At 44.1% G+C, this 19,035-nt stretch carries 14 protein-coding genes; 8 read left to right on the forward strand and 6 right to left on the reverse strand.

The features are described from left to right. Positions 1–7: 7 nt before the first annotated feature. The 4 genes from AUJ82_04290 to AUJ82_04305 are packed head-to-tail and all read right to left on the reverse strand — an operon-like array spanning position 8 to position 4,953. Complete coding sequence (locus AUJ82_04290) at positions 8–1,216, reverse strand: hypothetical protein (GenBank protein OIO59782.1); 1,209 nt, start codon at positions 1,214–1,216, stop codon at positions 8–10. After that, complete coding sequence (locus AUJ82_04295; GenBank protein ID OIO59783.1) at positions 1,213–2,589, reverse strand: hypothetical protein; 1,377 nt, start codon at positions 2,587–2,589, stop codon at positions 1,213–1,215. Before AUJ82_04295 ends, AUJ82_04290 begins: the two co-directional genes overlap by 4 nt. Further along, positions 2,586–3,809 carry a hypothetical protein gene (locus tag AUJ82_04300; protein OIO59784.1) on the reverse strand — a complete coding sequence of 408 codons (1,224 nt, stop codon included), beginning with the start codon at positions 3,807–3,809 and terminating at the stop codon, positions 2,586–2,588. The genes AUJ82_04295 and AUJ82_04300 overlap by 4 nt, the downstream gene beginning before the upstream one ends. Before the next feature lie 19 nt (positions 3,810–3,828). After that, a complete protein-coding gene (locus AUJ82_04305) occupies positions 3,829–4,953 on the reverse strand; it encodes a hypothetical protein (GenBank protein ID OIO59785.1) in 1,125 nt (374 codons plus the stop codon). 203 nt (positions 4,954–5,156) lie between these two features. Here AUJ82_04305 and AUJ82_04310 point away from each other — a divergent pair, with 203 nt between their 5' ends. From AUJ82_04310 to AUJ82_04320, 3 genes are all read left to right on the forward strand, one after another. After that, a complete protein-coding gene (locus tag AUJ82_04310; GenBank protein OIO59894.1) occupies positions 5,157–6,110 on the forward strand; it encodes a transaldolase in 954 nt (317 codons plus the stop codon). A 79-nt stretch (positions 6,111–6,189) separates the two neighbouring features. Continuing rightward, positions 6,190–7,995 (forward strand): aspartate--tRNA ligase, encoded by a 1,806-nt coding sequence (locus AUJ82_04315; protein OIO59786.1) that lies wholly within the window; start codon positions 6,190–6,192, stop codon positions 7,993–7,995. A gap of 307 nt (positions 7,996–8,302) precedes the next feature. Continuing rightward, complete coding sequence (locus AUJ82_04320) at positions 8,303–9,220, forward strand: hypothetical protein (GenBank protein OIO59895.1); 918 nt, start codon at positions 8,303–8,305, stop codon at positions 9,218–9,220. Positions 9,221–9,231: 11 nt separating this feature from the next. Here the strand turns inward: AUJ82_04320 and aspA are convergent, their stop codons facing one another. After that, positions 9,232–10,614, reverse strand: coding sequence for an aspartate ammonia-lyase (gene aspA, locus AUJ82_04325; GenBank protein OIO59787.1), 1,383 nt, complete (start codon positions 10,612–10,614; stop codon positions 9,232–9,234). Positions 10,615–10,746: 132 nt separating this feature from the next. On the opposite strand from aspA, the gene AUJ82_04330 reads away from it, so the two are divergent. The 5 genes from AUJ82_04330 (at position 10,747) to AUJ82_04350 (ending at position 16,862) form a co-directional block, all read left to right on the forward strand. Next, on the forward strand, positions 10,747–11,550 hold the full coding sequence (locus tag AUJ82_04330) for a hypothetical protein (protein OIO59788.1): 804 nt from the start codon (positions 10,747–10,749) through the stop codon (positions 11,548–11,550). 27 nt (positions 11,551–11,577) lie between these two features. Beyond that, complete coding sequence (locus tag AUJ82_04335; GenBank protein OIO59789.1) at positions 11,578–12,273, forward strand: hypothetical protein; 696 nt, start codon at positions 11,578–11,580, stop codon at positions 12,271–12,273. Continuing rightward, positions 12,270–12,950: a hypothetical protein gene (locus AUJ82_04340; GenBank protein OIO59790.1), complete on the forward strand. Its 681-nt coding sequence runs from the start codon at positions 12,270–12,272 to the stop codon at positions 12,948–12,950. The genes AUJ82_04335 and AUJ82_04340 overlap by 4 nt, the downstream gene beginning before the upstream one ends. 188 nt (positions 12,951–13,138) lie before the next feature. Further along, positions 13,139–15,733: a hypothetical protein gene (locus tag AUJ82_04345; GenBank protein OIO59791.1), complete on the forward strand. Its 2,595-nt coding sequence runs from the start codon at positions 13,139–13,141 to the stop codon at positions 15,731–15,733. Then, positions 15,705–16,862, forward strand: coding sequence for a hypothetical protein (locus AUJ82_04350; protein ID OIO59792.1), 1,158 nt, complete (start codon positions 15,705–15,707; stop codon positions 16,860–16,862). The genes AUJ82_04345 and AUJ82_04350 overlap by 29 nt, the downstream gene beginning before the upstream one ends. Here the strand turns inward: AUJ82_04350 and AUJ82_04355 are convergent. Further along, positions 16,848–19,025, reverse strand: a complete 2,178-nt coding sequence (locus tag AUJ82_04355) for a hypothetical protein (protein OIO59793.1) — start codon at positions 19,023–19,025, stop codon at positions 16,848–16,850. The genes AUJ82_04350 and AUJ82_04355 overlap by 15 nt on opposite strands. Between the last annotated feature and the right edge of the window lie 10 nt (positions 19,026–19,035).

Below are 19,035 nucleotides of genomic sequence, written 5' to 3' on the forward strand. Positions count from 1 at the left end.
AGGAGGGTTAAGATATATAGTGATTAAAAATATTTAAAAGAGATTCGGTATTTTTGGCGAGATCATAGTTGCTCAAAACTTTTCTTCGAGCTGCTTGCCCCATGCGTTCCCTTAAATCAGGGCCATTTAGGAGTTCTTTAATTTTCTCAAACAACGCATGTGGGTCTGCCGGCAATGTCAATAAGCCGGTTTTACCATCTTCTACCAATTCGGGAATGCCCATCACGCTTGAAGACACCACAGGAATCTCTTTTGCCATGGCCTCCATAAGAACAACCGGAACGCCTTCCGCAAAACTGGGTAAAACAAAGATGTCCGCCTTATCGTAATACTCATTAAGCTTCTCCTGCCCGACAGGGCCCACAAAATCAATATGCCTACCCAGCGTTAGTTCTTTAGCTAACGTTTTCAATGAATTTTCTGTGGCCCCCCCGCCAACAAGGCTTAAATGGATATTTTTGTACTCTTCCAGCAGTAAGCCAAATGCCTTTAGCAGGATGTGTTGGCCTTTGGCCGGGCTGAGTCTCCCGAGGCATAGAATTTCGAAAACTCCAGGCGCGCTTTTTTTCTTTTGTGGAACAAATTTTTCCGGATCAATACCACAGGGGATAACATGGAGCTTCCCCCATACGGGATAGTCTACCAAGCGCATCAATTGGCTTTTACAAAAATTGCTAATGCAGCGGACAAATACCGCTTGGAGAACCTTTTCCGCAAGTATGTTTTCCCGAACATTATCAAAAACATCCGGCCCGTGGACACTTAAGCTAAACTTCACTTTCCCTGAAGTGGCAGCGAGCATAGCAACCGTTGCCGCCGGGTTAGCAAAATGCACGTGAACATGATTAATTCCTCTTTTTCTGGTTTCGTTAACCAAGATCAAAGCTTCGATAAAATAACCAAGCGTCTTACGTCCAGAACATACCCCTTTAAAGTTCAAGCGTAACGCACTCAATCCCATTTTAATAAACCGAAGTGGCATGCAAAAAAAACCAAAACAAAAGGCGGATAAAACACTTAATAAGGGAGCAGATTTTACATAAAAGGTTTTGGTAGACTCCTCCTGCTCCTCAGAGGTCATTTTCTCAAGATGGTTGGGCCTATTAATCGAAAAAGTAAGAATTTCAACCCCCCTTGACCGAAGCACCTTAATTTCCCGAAAAATAAAAGTATGGGAAATAGCCGGGTATTCGCTGACGAGATACACTAATTTCATATAATACGGGTTACTTGAGTGCCTTCCGCTATGTACCTCACAGCGCGTTGATATTTTTTCTTAAACTTCTCTAACGGCTGCAGTGCCAGGCCTGATGCAGATCCAATTAAGACAATAAACAACGGGTTATACATCCCATTGAAGAGGTTATCTATCATGTAAACCCCGATAATAGCACCAAACGTTACGGCGATAAAAACATTCGGTTCGCGCCATTGATATATATAATATCGACTCAAAACGATTCCTAACGGTTGAATCATCATTGCCAATAATGCTAGAACACCGACAATTCCATATTGACCAAATACAATAATCCACATGCCATCCGTTATCGAAATATCCTCTCCTGTCTTGTCATAAACGCGAGATCTTCCCCAGCCTCCCCAGCCCAGAATCGGTTTTTCCCGAGCTTTTTCACTGAGAATATCTTCGTTGTCAATCCGGTACTCAAGTGACGCTGCCCGGTCCGTACTGATTTTTTTTGCCCAATTGATCAACCCTTCCGCGGACCAAACATCTGTAGCCCGCGTTCCGACATAGAGAACAGGCAAACACATTAAAATCACTAGCGGCAATCGATTTTCAATAATTCTTGAAGCCAACAATGCCACTACTCCGATTGCCAGCAACATAATCGAACCGGTAGATTTTTCTAAAATCGTTGTTAGCAATAAAAGCGGCATTACCCAACGCACATTTAATCCCCAGAACTTCTTGCGAAATTGATGGGTGTACCAAAATACCACGGCCATGATACTCGCAGCGCCCATCCACATTCCCACAGCCAAGCCATGCTCCATAAAGACAGAAGGGCGATAGCCTCCTCCACGAAGTGTCTGCACAAAACTTTGTACGTGATAGCCATAAAACATTCTGTGCAATTGAGGGCTCATCCGAACTTCATACAGAATAAACGGGGAATAGATAATACCGCCAATGATCAACGCAACCGCTAGGACCTTAATCTCACTTAACGTATTAAAGTACATACGGCCTATAAGGTAAGGTACGCCCCAAAGGGTTGTTTGATTTAATGCTGCTGAAAAGGCATCATACGGACCCAGCAAATTAGTCATGGAAGAAAATGCCGGCACGATACAGAAAACCAACATAGGAAAATCATATATTCTGAATTTAAATGCCGTTATTTTTTTATGATCAAACAACACAACTCCCAAGAACAAACTGTAAGCGATGATCGATTGTTTTGTGAGATCAGGAAGGCCTTTGATTTCATACCTCGCCACAGGTAAAAACAGCCACCCTAAAATCAGGGAAACGAGAATGGCATTCCTTGGTCGCAAAAAACAAAAGAGAGCCAGCGTGAGTGGCACCCAACCAAAGATCATTATCGGAACACTTACATTCATGGATAAAGTGAGCTTATGTCTCCTATTTTTAACACCTTTTTCAAGAACCTCCAGGGGGAAATAATAATTTCATATCCCCGTTCGCCTAAAATGAGCTGAAGGCCTTCTATTATTTCATGCTTCCTGACGTATGCTTTCAGCTTTTTGGTTAATTTAGGATCGTTATTTTCCATAATAGCCAAATCCCTGCATTCCTTCAACATAGTTATATCCGAGTAATCTTTGAGATGCAAAGACTTGATTAACCGATAATCAAATTTATGCGGCAGGGTGGCGCATTGCTTGAGCGTTCCTATTGATTGTAAAGCAATCATGGCAACAACGCATTTACTACACTTCCCACAGTTGGTTGGGCCACCTTTGTTTTCAAGACATACACGCAAATATTGTAAAGCTAGCGGATCTCTTCCAACAAGCCATGCAAATTTGTCAATACGGTGGGCTTCTGCGCCGCTATGCGAAAACCTTGTATATTCCGTAGACCACAAATTATCCAACAGGGGATGGGAGGATTCTGGAAACATATCTTCGTGGCTATAAGAATAAGCTCCCGGTATCAAGACATGCGAAAATTGTTTCCCTAAAGATAATCCAACAGAAGCAAGGCCCGGACCACACAAATAATCAGCCCACCACAGATTGAATTGTTCTCTTAAATTGGTTGCTCCAATAATAATAGGTAAACCCGCTTCCTCAGCGACTTTTTTGACCATTATAATTGTCTGATCACCGCCCACGGTATCTGATATCGGCACCTCTATCCCTCTCATATAAATAAGGTGTGTAATGGCTGGCGTATTCGTAGGGATATTTCTTATACTTTTCAGCAGCGTGTAAAAAGAATCTACCCCACCCGAAAAAAAAGCCAAAACTCCTTTTCCCGAATGACTCAGCTCTGGCTCCTTTATCCACAGTGCATCAACGAATATTTTACGAGCTTCTACTGGAAACCAATTACAAAAAATATCCTGCACCATTTCCAGATTATCGAATAAATTTTTCGATATAGGGAAAGGCACTTTTAATTTCTCGTCATAGATCAATGATGCCACTAACAACGGAGGCACAAACGGATCTGGTGATTCCTTAACATAAGCCTCGTACTCTTCGGGATACTCATAGCAAAGATCAAACACCCTATCGTGCACCTGGCTTCGGCATGTACCAACAAGCCTCACCTTTCCATCCTTCATCTCTTTTCTGTATTCCAGCAATTCCATTATTTAAATTTAAAGAGAATTAAGATTCCAAAAAGGCCTTAAATAACTCTTTTTGGCGAGTCTTATAGGGCTCAAGCATGTCAAAGTTGCCAAACTTCAAGGCTCTGTCTACATATTTAATTAAGTGTTCTCCAGATAACGACAAATCTCCAAATCTATACCCATAAACCCCCGGAGTTTGAAACTCGGGTAATTTATGAGGCAAAACAAAATCAGACCACCCCACAGTGCGCCCAAAGCCCATCAGCTTAGGATGATAAGCGAGCCCGATAAAAGGCGTTTTTTGAGCATATGCCATGACGCAACCGTGCAAACGCATCGATATCGTAAGTTCTGATTTTTTAAAAATGCCCGCAATAGTCCTGGGTGAGAGCTCTTCAATCAGATTAACAATGGTGACGTTACTATCAATCTCTCGCATTCTTGCCGCAATTTTAGAGTTTTCGACACGGTCATCATCATAAACCGCAGACATATGCACAAACACAATAGGAATATTATTAAGATGATGAGCTACTTTGACTAATTCCTTCGAAATCCAATTATCCCATGCTTCTTCTGTAGCCCAATTTCCATTTAATGCAACAGCCACATAATTACCTAACTGGGTAACCTGTGTTGGAATATTTTCAGTATCTGCTCGTAACCACAACACACTATCGCCAACAACTTCAATTCTCTCTTTATGAAGAATTCGCTTCAGAATTTCTTGAGAGAGTACATCTCGCACCGTAAATTGCTGAATCTCTTTTAAGATTTTTCTAATTTTACGACGCTGCCACCATGAAAAGTGTACCCCAGCCTCAACTCCCGCGGCAAACAGTATTTTTTTTTCAACAAAGGAGTTTTTTAAGCATTCGGAACATCGAAATATCGTTGAGTGCGGTTCTGCTTCAATAATGCCTCCCCCAACTAATGCCAAATGAATGTGCGCTAAGGCTCGTCTTCTTACCCTATCTTGCGCCCCCAAACCTATAATGCCCGGAACAAAGGGGGTGTCATAGCGCCCCAAGATGTTTATTTTTACAGGCATCCCCGCGTCTTCAACTAAATCCTGAACAGCCAGGTAAACAGCTTCGTCACCAGCATTACCGAAGCCAAAAGCACCACATAGAGTGATTTCTTTCTGCGCTATTTTTTCCATAGGAGTTTTCACAAAAATACCTAACTTACTTATGTTAAGCAAGAAAGTTAATTATTGCCGATCAAACGCTTTAAAACGACGGAAAATCGTTACCGTTCACACAGCCCAATGCTTACTATTTATTTGTTATTTACTTAACCGCACATTACACAGTATTCTTATACTAAACAAAGGCTCTGAAAACCATGAATACCACATCTACCATGAATCAACTCGACCAATTAAAAAAACTTACAACCGTAGTTGCTGATACCGGTGACTTCGAAGCCATCAAAGACTTCACCCCCAGGGATGCTACCACAAACCCTACTTTGATTTACCAAGCCATCCAAAAGGAAGAATATAAAGCTCTGTTTAACAAAGTCATCCAAGACAACAAAAGCGCTTCTCTCCCTAAGGATAAATTGGCGTTGCATATTCTAGATCGTTTACTGATTGCTTTTGGTAAAGAGATTTTAAAAATTGTCCCCGGTCGTGTTTCCACAGAGGTCGATGCTCATCTTTCTTTTGATACAGAAGGTACAATCGCTAAAGCCAGGGAGCTCATCCAGCTTTACCAACAAGAAGGAATCGACCCAAGCTCTATTCTGATTAAAATTGCCTCCACATGGGAAGGCGCTCAAGCCGCTAAAGTTCTCCAAAAGGAGGGCATTAACTGCAATTTGACGCTTATGTTCTCCCTTCCCCAAGCCATCATTTGCGCGGAAGCAGGCGCAAAGTTGATTTCACCTTTTGTTGGCCGTATTTACGATTGGTTTAAAAAGTCTACCGGCAAAGAGTATGTCGGCGCAGAGGATCCAGGTGTCCTGTCCGTAAACAAAATTTACGATTATTACAAAAAATTTGGATATCCAACTGAAATCATGGGCGCAAGCTTTAGAAACAAAGGCCAAATCACCGAACTCGCCGGATGTGATTTATTAACCATTAGCCCCAAGCTACTGGAGGAACTGAAAACAACAGAAGCACCTGTTCCCCAAAAGCTATCTGAATCCAAAGCAAATCAATCTTCCATAGAAAAGATGGACGTGGACGAAAAGAAGTTCCGCTGGTTGCTCAATGAGGATCAAATGGCCACCGAAAAGCTCTCTGAGGGCATACGCGTATTTGCACACGACTGTGAACGGTTAAAGGATGCCATTGCAAAGGTACTTTAAGCACTAGAATGCGCATCTTTGGGATGCCAAAATTCTTCCTTGTTTAATCAACTTTCATAATTTATAGTTAACTCTCTTAATTATGAAAAGATCGCATCATTGTAATCAGCTTTCCCTTGAAGATGTTAATAAGCCAACAACCCTCGTGGGTTGGGTGGATGCCATCCGTGACCACGGTGGTGTTTTGTTTATTGACCTGCGCGACCGTGAGGGGATTACACAGATCGTATTTGATCCCCAAAACAAGCAGCTTTCCGAACAAGCACGTAGCCTTAAGCCCGAATCCGTCATCGAAGTAATCGGTACCGTTGCGGCTAGACCAAGTGCAACCGTTAACCCACATTTACCAACGGGCGGAATCGAAGTCGCCGCTGAGCAGCTCACGATTCATAACATTGCGAAAACACTGCCTTTTCCTCTCGAGGATGAAAAAGCAGACCGTGTACAAGATGATTTGCGCCTGCGCTATCGTTATCTGGATCTTCGTCGCCCTAAGTCACAAAAAAAGCTTCACATGCGCCATCAAGCGGCTCGTGCTGTTCGCAACTACTTAGATGGAGAACGTTTTACAGAGGTAGAAATGCCTACCCTTTTCAAGAGTACTCCTGAGGGAGCTCGCGAATTCCTGGTACCTAGCCGCATGCACCCGGCCAATTTTTACGCATTGGCTCAATCCCCGCAACAATACAAGCAAATGCTCATGGTTGCCGGATTGGAGCGCTACTACTCACTTGCTCGCTGTTATCGCGATGAAGACCTTCGCGCGGATCGTCAACCCGAATTCACTCAGGTGGACATGGAGCTTTCCTTCATCGACCGTGAGGATATGTACGACCTAATTGAGGGCTTGCTCAAGCGCGTCTGGAAAGAGGTTTTAGGTATTGATATCCCAACACCTTTCCCGCGCATGCCTTATCACGCTGCCATGAATCGTTATGGCGTTGATAAACCGGATACTCGTTTCGACCTAGAGCTTGTTGATCTGTCTAAAATTTTTGAAAAATCTGAATTTAAGGTATTTGCTTCCGCAGTTCAATCCGGAGGTGTCATCAAGGCGTTTAACGCAAAGGGCTTGTCTGACATCACACAAGGGGAACTGAAAACACTTGAAGACATCGCTAAAGTTCTTGGAGCTAAAGGGTTAGCCTTCATTAAAGCTGAAAGCGGCGAATGGAAATCCCCTATCCTTAAGTTTTTATCCGAACAGGAAAAAGCAGAGCTTAAAGATGCGCTTAATATTGAGGATGGCGATTTGGTCTTCTTTGCCGCAACCAATTGGGACAAAGCTTGCCAAATCCTGGGCAGAGTCAGGTTAGATGCCGCTCAACTCCTTGTTAAACGAGGTCGTCTAAGCATTCCTAAGGATAAATATAATTTCCTCTGGGTAATCGAGTTTCCGCTCATGCTGTATGATGAAGAAGCTGGCCGTTATTTATCAGCTCACCACCCGTTTACCGCTCCTGTAGAAGCAGATGTTCCTCTACTTGACACCGATCCAACTGCTGTTCGCGGCCAACACTACGATATCGTTCTTAACGGAGTAGAACTTGGTGGCGGTAGTATTCGTATCCATCAACCTGATTTACAAGAAAAGGTATTTCGCGATATCCTTAAAATCCCTGCAGATATCGTAACCGAACGCTTTGGGTATATGCTGGAAGCATTTCAATTTGGCGCCCCTCCTCATGGCGGTATTGCATTAGGCTTTGATCGTTTAATTGCTATTCTTGCCGGTACGGAGAGTATTCGAGATGTCATTGCCTTTCCGAAGACGCAAAAGGGCCAAGATTTAATGTCCATGAGCCCTGGGCCTGCCACTGAAAAGCAGCTCAAGGATCTGCATATCACTTTGCTCGAATACGCGAAAATTGAAAATAGGACCTAATTTTTAGCATTCCGACAAGAATCACCTGCTTGTTTGAGGCACATTAGCGATCTAAAATTCTAATTGCCTTTGACTATCTGTTGCTGTAAAATTGCCATAGATAGAAAGGCTCTATCGTGAAATTTCATTTGGCGTGACGAAAGAAGAGAACAAGTCAAAAAAGAAGATCGTCCATAGAAAGGATATCAAACGGAAGTCGCCGGACAGCAAAGTCCCATTCGCTTCCGTACCGCGGGCCCTACCTACTAAATCCGCAAAGGTAGACAATTTAACGGAAACCGCGGATAGAAGTTCAATAAAAATCTATCTGCAGCAAATTGGTAAAACACCGCTACTCACCCCAGCGGAAGAAATCGAGCTAGCCGCCTTAATCAAAAAAGGCGACCCCGCCGCGCGTAAAAGAATGATTCAGTCTAACTTGCGTCTGGTTGTAAAAATTGCTCATGATTACAGCCATTTCGGCCTTCCCTTTCAGGATCTCATCAGCGAGGGGAATATCGGGCTTATGAAGGCAGTTGAGCGTTTTGATCCCGAAAAGGGGAGCAAGCTCAGTACTTACGCTGCCTGGTGGATTAAGCAAGCTATCAAACGCGCTTTGGCTAACCAGGGTAAAACCATACGCTTGCCGGTACACTTGGTTGAAAAAATTTCAAAAATACGCAAGGCCACCGCTGCTCTATATGAAAAATTAGGTAGAGAGCCCAATAACGAAGAGATCTCGAAAGCTGTAGGCATGCCGGTAAATAAAGTTGCTCACTTAAAGGCTGTTTCCCTTCGGCCTGCTTCATTAGATACGCCTGTCGGCGATACTGAAAAAACTAATCTGGGAGATCTTCTCGGAGACGAATCCGCAACAACACCGTTACAGGATCTCCAAACAAAATCGCGCGTCAATGTCATTAAGCAGCTCATGTCAAAACTCAATGAACGGGATGCAACCATCCTCACCATGCGTTTTGGCCTCGGGGGCGAGGATCCCAAAACACTGGAAGAGGTGGGAGATTTTTTTGGCATAACTCGCGAACGGGTCCGCCAACTTCAAAATGCCATTCTAAAGGAAATACGTGATGTCGTTAAAGAGGAAGATCGCCAGCGCACTTCCGATGAAGTTGACGAGGAAAACCTAGAGCGGGAAAAAATGAAGATCCTAAAAGATATTGCCGCAAAAAATCATACTGAAGAAAAGGGCAAAAAGAGCTCTAAAAATTCCAAAAAGAAGAAATAGCCTTATTTAGGCTACTCTTTTTCCTCATCCTTCATTTCGATCATTGTCTTTGGGTCTAACGCGCGCTCTATGCTCGCTTCATCAAGCATCCCTTCTGCTAGTAAAATTTCTTTAAGAGTCTTATTCTCTTCATAAGCTTTCTTGGCCACATAAGCTGCTTTATCATAACCTATATGAGGATTCAGCGCCGTCACAAGCATCAGGGAGCGTTCCAACAACTCGTTACACCTGTCTTGATCTACCTTAAGGCCTTGTACGCACTTATCCGCGAATACTCTGCAGGCATTCCCCAAGCATTCGATAGACTCATGTAAGGCGTACGCAATCAAGGGTATCGTTACATTTAGCTCAAAGTGCCCGTCTCTACCGCACATCACTACTGTATTGCATAGCCCTTGCACATATAAGCAAACCTGCACAAGCATCTCACTCATAACGGGGTTCACCTTGCCTGGCATAATAGAAGACCCAGGTTGCGTTGCGGGCACAATTAACTCCCCTAGCCCAGAGCGTGGCCCGGAGCCCATCAATCGTATATCATTTGCTATTTTCGTTAAACTCGCGGCAATCACATTCAATTGGCCCGCTACTTCAACGCAATCGTCACGTCCGGCTTGAGCCTCAAAATGATTATCGGCCTCTTTAAAATCGATGCCTGTTTCATTGCGAATAACTTCGATAACGCGCGCGGTAAAACCCGGATAACAATTAATTCCCGTGCCAACAGCTGTTCCTCCGATCGCTAACTCACAGAGCGCTTGTATTGCTTTTTGAATACGGTCTACGCCCTTTCTGGCCTGTACCGCGTACCCGGAAAATTGTTGCCCCATGGTCACGGGTGTTGCGTCCATTAAATGAGTGCGGCCGATTTTCACGATATCTTTCCAGCTGTCCGCTTTCTTGGCCAATTCACTCGCCAAATGAGCCAAGGCCGGCTCCAGCTTCTCTTTCAACGCCAACGCTACGCTGATGTGTAGGACAGTTGGCATGGTATCGTTAGAGGATTGTCCTTTATTCACGTCATCATTTGGGTGTATAGCTTCTTTAGCTCCCAGCTGCTTTACGCGATGCGCGATCACTTCATTAACGTTCATGTTAGAGGATGTACAAGATCCTGTTTGAAAGATATCTATCGGGAATTGATCGTTATGCTCTCCGTTAAACACCTCGAGTGCCGCTTTCTGTATCCACTCCGACTTCGCCTTAGATAACTTTCCTAAATCCTCATTCGCTTTCGCACAGGCATATTTCAACAAACCCATACAACGAATAAATCGTTCCGGCATCTTGTGCCCACTGATTGGAAAATTTAATACAGCCCTTTGCGTGCTAGCCCCATAAAGCGAATCCTCAGGCACACTCATTTCCCCCATCGAATCTCTCTCTTTTCTCATGATATTATTATGATTAATTTCGCCGTCCTTTTTGGCAATCCTATTTCCCCAAGAATAGACACATAGAGTATTTACATACTACCAAAGACATCTATAATCACATTACTATTTAAAATAGACATTTCGCATTTCATGGAAAAAGCCCTCAATAAAAATGCTCCTCCCTACCGTGGGCGCTTAGCCCCTTCTCCCACAGGTCGTCTTCACCGCGGGCACGCTAATACCTTTTCTATCGCTGCCGAACGCGCTCGTATCCATAACGGCACGCTTGTTTTAAGAAATGAGAATTTGGATCCCGATCGCTCCAAGCCCGAACATCTGGAGGGGATTATAAATGACTTAACCGCATTGGGCATTTCTTGGCAAGAGGGGCCTTTTCATCAATCGGAACGGCTGCCGCTTTACCACAGGGCTTGGGAATATTTAAAGAAGAACAACTTTATCTACCCTTGCCTGCGCTCCCGTAAGGATATTGCTTCCGCAATACTGGCTCCTCATAATGAGGATGAAGCTTGTGAACCTATTTTCCTTAAGGAATGGCGGCCGCACAGAAATGCCCATGAGGATTACTCCACTCCAGAGGGTGCCAATTGGCGTTTCCGTGTTCCGGATAACGAAAAAATCACTTTCTATGACAATAACTTAGGTACCCAGTCGTTCATTGCAGGTCAGAATTTTGGAGACTTTATTATCTGGAGAAGGGACAACATACCGGCTTATGAGCTCGCGGTCGTAGTAGATGACCACGAAATGAATATCACGGAAGTAGTGCGCGGTGAGGATTTATTAATGTCCACAGCTCGTCAAATCTTGCTTTACCGCGCGCTGGGCTGGGAAACCCCTCAATTCTACCACTGCCCGCTTATCCTTGATGACAAGGGACAACGGCTTTCCAAAAGAAAGGGCGACACTCTCCTTCAGCCTATCACTTCTTAATGTATCTAAAAATTAAATACACTAATTATGAAAATTAAATTCATCACCCATGCCGACTTTGAAACACCGGGCGTCTTGCTCCACTGGGCTCAAAAAAATCACCATACTTATGAAATCGTCAAACCTTACCGAGGCCAAGATTGCTTAGCCCAGAGCAACTACGATTTGCTCATTGTCATGGGTGGGCCACAAAGTCCTCTTAAACTAAATGAATTTCCTTACCTAAGAGATGAAATCACCTTAATCCAACAAGCGCTATCTTCAAGGAAGCCCATACTCGGTTTCTGCCTGGGAGCCCAATTAATGGGTGAGGCACTGGGTGCGCATACCGAAAAAAGTCCGGAAAAAGAAATTGGGGTTTATCCCATCACGTTAACGGAACCTGGCACACAGGATTCTCTTTTTTCAGGTTTTCCTAAAACGTTCAATGCCATTCATTGGCACAACGATATGCCCGGGCTCACTGCGGATAGCACTGTTTACGCCTATAGCGAAGGCTGCCCACGCCAAATTGTGCGATACACAGATTGCGTGTACGGCTTTCAATGCCATCTGGAAATAGAGCTTTCGGGCATGGATGCGCTGATCAAAGCTTGCCCAGAGGACCTTTCGCCTAGTAAATTCACCCAAACAGCAGCGGCAATACGCAGCACTGATTACACATCGATTCATAATCATTTATTCCATTTGCTCGATAAGTTCACCCAACCCGTTTGCTCATGAAGTATATAGATTTAACCCACACACTTACTGAAAACATTCCTGTCTGGCCGGGCGCTCACAAGTTGGAACTGGAAACGCTTTCGGATTACGACCAGGGTTACCGTTTGGTAAGCGTGAAGCGCTCTGCCCTCGGAATAGGAACCCATATAGACGCACCCACTCATTTCGTAGATAATAAAATTGATATTGATAAAATTCCATTAGAGCAGCTCATTGGCCCACTATGCGTAATCGATTGCCGGGAAAAAGTAGCCGCTAACCCCGACTATGGCGTCTCTAGAGAGGATGTCTCTGCTTGGGAAAAACAATATGGAAAGATCCCTAAGGGCTCCATTGTCGTTGCCCACACCGGCTGGAGCCAATACTGGCATGAGCCCTCAAAATATATAAACCAGGATGACTCCAGTCATAAACATTTCCCTGGCTTTCTTGCGGAAGCAGCTTCCGTGCTCTTAGAAAGAGGCATTTCGGGCATCGGAATTGATGCCTTAAGTGTCGATGTTGGCATATCAGAAGATTTTCCGGTTCATCAGATGGTTCTCGGGGCAAACAAATTTCAAATCGAAAATATGGCCAACCTTGATAATGTTCCACGGGCAGGAGCCCTCTTGATTGCGCTTCCCATTAAATTAACCGCTCCGGAAGCACCCGCTCGCATCATCGCACTCGTAATGTAATTCTCCAGAGGGGAATTAGTGCTCATGAGTACACTAGCTCTCCCTCGATCGAAATAAGTTAAATAAATACGATTTATTACGCCTATGCTAATAAGAAACGCTTCCTTGTTGAATTTAAACCCTAATAATCATAGAATTGGATAAACACATAACCCCAATTTTCATCTTACCATTGAAGTGCCCTTATTGTGGACGACGCATTTTATACTACCCTGGTTTCAGACTATTGCTCGGACCCTGTTCTCATTCTCCAACATGACGAACAAGATCCGACCATCACATTCGTCAACAAAGCCTTTCAAAAGGTTTACGCGTATTCTCAAAAAGAAATTCTCAACAAGCCTTTTTCTTTTCTCAGCAGGGGCATACCCCATCCTTTATTAGCTGACCTTTTCAAACAAGGCCGGCAATGCCGCACAAAAATAGAACACACTACTAAAAGCGGTAAAACGCTTGCGTTAGAAATTAGATCAAACCCTGTCTTTAACGAAACGGGAAAACTCACTCACTGGGCTTGCTCTCTCAGTTCAATTGAGGAAAAACAGCAATTTCAAGAATCTTTACTGCATATTGCTAGCCAGCTTAGGCACATCCTAAAAAGCATCCCCATCGTTTTATGGGGCATCGATGCCGAAGACCGTTTCAGCCTCGTAGAAGGTAAGGGCCTGGAATCAATCAAGATGGTCTCCGATGATTTTCTTCATAGGGACTATAAAATAATATTCAACGATTACCCCGATATACTTGAAATGTTTCGTTTGGCGAAAGTTGAGAAAATCAATAGCGCCATCAGGCTATTTAACGGCATCTATTTCGATGTCCAATTCTCTGTATTAAAAGACGAACAGGGCAACTACGATGGCCTTATCGGTGTAGCTATCGATGTCAACGACCGGATGCTTGCCGAAGAAACAAGAGAGCGCCTAATCTCTATCCTGGAGGCCACTTCAGACTTGATCCTCATCGAAGACAGTAAAAACATCACCTACCTGAATGCTGCTGGCCAAAAGCTCCTGGGGTATACCGAGGCGGAAATAAAATCTAAACTACTGAAGGACTTGTATCCACAATGGTCTTACGACTTAATACAAACCGTAGCGATACCCTACGCAATGGAAAATGGAACATGGTCCGGAGAGGCCGCTTTTTTGTGCAAAAACGGCCATGAAGTACCCACTTCACAGGTGATCATCGCGCATAAATCAAAAGCAGGCGAGTTGCAGTTTTTCTCAAATATCGCTCGCGATATATCCGAATCTAAAAAGACAGAAAAACACCTTCGGGAAGCGAAAGACAAAGCAGAATCAGCCACCCGTGCCAAAAGCGAATTCCTTGCGAATATGAGCCATGAGATCCGCACTCCGCTAAACGCTATCCTTGGGTTCGCTGAAATCCTTGCTCATGTAACTGTTAACACCGCTATGCAAAGTTACGCGGAGTCCATTATCGTAAGCGGCAAAAACTTACTTCATTTAATTAATGATCTACTCGACTTATCAAAAATTGAAGCAGGCAAGATAGACATTATTCCTCGTCCTACTTCTGTAAAAGATCTAATCGAGGAAATCAAAACCCTTTTCACCCTCGAAAGCAAAAAGAAGCACCTGCGCTTCGATGTATTTATTGATAAGAGTATCCCCGACTACATCATGTTGGACACGCCTCGCTTCCGCCAAATTGTTTTTAATGTGATCGGTAACGCAATAAAATATACCAATGAGGGGTTTGTCTCACTTAAACTTTTTACTAAAGAGAGTCCTAAAAATAAAAAACTGGATCTCTTTCTCGTAATCGAAGATTCGGGAATCGGGATCAGCGAAGAGGATCAAGAAACTATATTCTCTCCTTTTATTCAAAAGTGCGAACATGCTGGCGGCGTTGGGCTGGGACTGACAATCACGCTTCGTCTCGTCAAAATGATGCGCGGGAAAATCTCCCTCACCAGTACTCCAGGAAAGGGTAGCTGCTTCACCATCTGCATTCCAAACGTCAAAAAATGTACCATCGAAGGAGCTTCTGGATCTATTATACAAATAGATAACGAGCCGCCTGACTTCGATAAGGCAACCGTTCTTATCGTAGACGATATGGAATACAATATAAACCTGTTGCGGGCATACTTGTCTGATTGTAATGTTGATATTATCGAAGCACGAAATGGCAAGGAAGCGCTCCTGATGGCCGAAGAACTGCACCCTAAGATCATACTGCTAGACCTCAAAATGCCCATCATGGATGGCTACGAGGCCATGGCTCGTATTAGCGCTAATCCCGACATCCAGAGCATCCCCGTTATCGCTATAACAGCACAGACGCTGGGAGACGAGGAGGCTAGAATACGCAAGCTTGGCAGCAAGAGCTTCTTGCGCAAACCTTTATCCAAAGCCACTCTTATCACGGAATTAAAAAAATTCATCCCGGTAAAAAAGCCATCGCTTCAAAAACAAAATCCACAACATCTCCTGGAGCCAAAGGAACGTATCCAAATTTTAAATGCGCTAAAAGGTAAACATTTTAACACTTGGCAAACCGTCAAAAGTAAATCCATTATTAGAAACATAAAGGAATTCGCTACGGAATTAAAACAAATCCCCAACGCTGAATTCATTCCCGCGCTCGCGATTTTTGCAGATCAACTCATTAAAGCCGCAGATCTTTATGACATTGAAAAAACACAATCATTGCTCAACGAATATCCACAAATCATTCTTCAAATAGAAGCCTATCCTGATAAACAGAAAACTTTAGAAATGCATGAAAAAGCTCTTAAGAGAAAACGGTGAACCGCCACTCATCCTAATTGTAGATGACTACAAGGAAAACCTAAGTGTCCTGGGCAAAAACCTGGAAGAGGCCGGTTATGATATCATGTTAGCCAACAGTGGCAAACAAGCCATCAGCTTGGTTAAAGAAGTTATCCCTGACCTCATCCTCCTGGATATCATGATGCCCGAGCTTAATGGCCTGGAGGTTTGCGTTAAGTTAAAATCAAATGAGGACTATGCGGGCATTCCTATTATTTTCTTAACCGCTAAAGTGGATTCTGATGATATCTTAAAGGGTTTCAAGGCCGGCGGTGTGGATTATATCACCAAGCCGTTCAATACAATGGAGCTGCTCGCACGTGTCCAGAACCACTTAGAGCTAAAATTTAGTAATGAAAAACTTCAAATGCTCAATGATAGCAAGGATAGATTTTTCTCTATTATATCTCATGACATCAAGGGCTCGCTGTCAGGAATGATGCTGCTCCAGGAAATGACACTGAATCACTTCGATGAAATTTCACCGATTAAAATCAAGGATAACCTGGCTGTCATCGCTAAATCATCACGAAGGCTCTACCAAATGCTCGAAAATCTGTTAGACTGGGCAACACTCCAACGGGGGCTCATCCAGCTCAATCCTTCCATTTTATGCATTCATGATTTGGCTCAGCAATCTATTGAGTTATTTGAAGGAAAGTGCATTCACAAAAAGCTCACTATCCATAACAATATAGACAAGACTTTAAATGTATTTGCTGATTACGATATCGTTATCTCTGTTTTTAGAAACTTGATTAGTAATGCGACTAAATTCTCACACCCGGGTGGTTCCATAGAAATTGAATCTAAGGAAAATGGCCCCTTAGCGGAGATATCCGTAATTGATCATGGTGTCGGCATGAAGGATAATGACAAAAAGTCTCTCTTTCACATGAGCAAAAATCGATCCAAGGAGGGCACTAATTTCGAAAAAGGAAGTGGCTTGGGCCTTCTACTATGCCATGAGCTGATTACAAAATGTGCGGGAAAAATATCCGTTGAAAGCGAAATTGGGCAGGGATCAACCTTTACGATCTCACTTCCCTTGGTCAAGCGTGAGGAAAAGACAACTCCCCAAACAGATACAAAGCTAATAATTCAATAACGCTTTTTGCGTGGGGCGATTTTCATACGCAGCGATCACTTCTAGGAACGCGGGCACAACTGTCTTGGCCTTATAGGCTCCAATCCCGGGTATATCTTCTGCCTCTGCTATACTGCTTGGTCTTTGCTTGGCTAAATATATCAGCGACTTGTTCGTAAGAATCATAAACAGGCGAGCGCTCTTTTTCTTCTTCGCAATCTCAGCACGCTTCTCCCGCAATGCCGCGTAAAGCTCTTTTTCTTCGCCAGACAGGTCCTCTTCGTCTTCTGTTACTTTTTTTTCTTTTTTAACAGCGCTATCTTTTACGGCTCCAGCATATCCCTCTGGCCATATAAGCTCATAGCTGGCTTCTCCTCGCATAACGGAATCACCATACTCAGAAAGGGTCAACAGGCTAAACTTATCTTTCTCTACCGTCTGCAGGATCCCGCCAAACTCAAGGCTGTTAAATAATTCTTCAACATAGCGTTGCCCATTCTCGCGTAGCAAACCATAAGTCGAGAGCTGGTGTAAATCATTATCCATGATCTCTTTGCGCTGGCTCCCAATTAACATTTGTATAATCCTTGCTCGGCCATATCGAGGCTGCCACTGCCCATTCCCTAATTTATAGGACATTCTAGCAACTCCGCTGAGCGCTTTCCGAACAATCATTAACTCTTCAGGCATTGGGCCGCGTTTCGATTTTCCGCGCTGCGTACCGCAATAATCACAACTCCCGCATACTTCAGCATCCGTCTCCCCGAAATAATTTAAGATCCACTTCTGGCGGCAACCAAAACTGTTTGAAAACTTTATAACGGTTTCCAAACGCTCACGATCTCGTTCTTCCTTCACTTTCAGTGTGGAGAAATCTAACGGGAGGTCTCTTACTTTGGTATCAGGACACAAAAGGCGCGTCCCTCTCACTCTACTCCCGGGCACATCAAAGCGTTGTATTATGTTCGCATGAGATAAAATGGAAATCGCAGCACTGATCGCCATAGAATTGGTCCCCCGTCCAATCCGCTCCGCAAGATCGTCTAGAGAAATAATCACTTCGTTGTGGTTATCCGCTAAACGTGTGAGGCTTTTATAAACTGTTTCAATCGTTTCTTGATCCGGGTTGCTGCCATCGATAAAAAACTCTTGCACGCGTTTGTCCGCGTAACAGTAATACATCTCGCAGGCCGATGCCGCTCCATCACGGCCAGCACGTCCTACTTCCTGATAATACGCCTCAATACTCCCGGGCATTTCAAAATGCGCGACAAACCGTATATCCGATCGATCAATCCCCATACCAAAGGCATTGGTCGCAATCGCCACATCCGCCTTTCCTTTAAGAAAACGATCCTGCGCCTCAGCGCGCTGTTGATCACTCATACCCGCGTGATACGAAACAACCGAACAATCCCAAGAGGATACCAGGTGCAGGGCTACTTGCTCCACATGCTTGCGGGTCGCGCAATAAATGATGCCCGTTTTATGTTTCTCAATGAGTCGTCCAATATGCGCGTATTTTTCAGCCACTTTACGAACCGGCACAACTCGCAAAGATAAATTAGGTCGGCTAAATCCTGAAACAAACTCCTTTGGCTCCTTTAAATGAAGATATCGTATAATGTCTTCTCTCACTTCCGGCGTTGCTGTTGCCGTAAAGGCCGCCATCACTGGATTTCCTAAAACTTTTACCGCTTCTCCAATTCTGAGATAGTCAGGGCGAAAATCATGCCCCCACTGAGAAACGCAGTGCGCTTCGTCAATAGCTACCAAACTAACGTCGATTCGCCTAATCGTATCCACGAAATAACTACTACGAAAACGTTCCGGAGCCACATAAACCAGTTTATATAACCCGTCCGCAATCCCTTGTATTCTGGCCGTCTGTTCCGCCAATGAAAGGGTACTGTTAATGTAGGTGGCCGGCAGATTAAGCCCCTGAAGCGTATCCACTTGGTCTTGCATCAAGGAAATAAGTGGCGAAACAACCACGGTTACTCCCTTAAGCATCAAGGCGGGAAGTTGATAACAAAGGGACTTCCCGCCCCCGGTAGGCATAACCGCAAGGACGCTTTTGCCGAACAAAATAGCCTCTATAATCGGCTCTTGTCCCGCACGAAACGCATCCAGACCAAAGGACTCCTTCAGTACTTTTTTAGCGGCTTCCACAATAAACAGTATATAGCATTCT

Source organism: Verrucomicrobia bacterium CG1_02_43_26 (genome assembly GCA_001872735.1).
Lineage (GTDB): Bacteria > Verrucomicrobiota > Verrucomicrobiia > Opitutales > CG1-02-43-26 > CG1-02-43-26.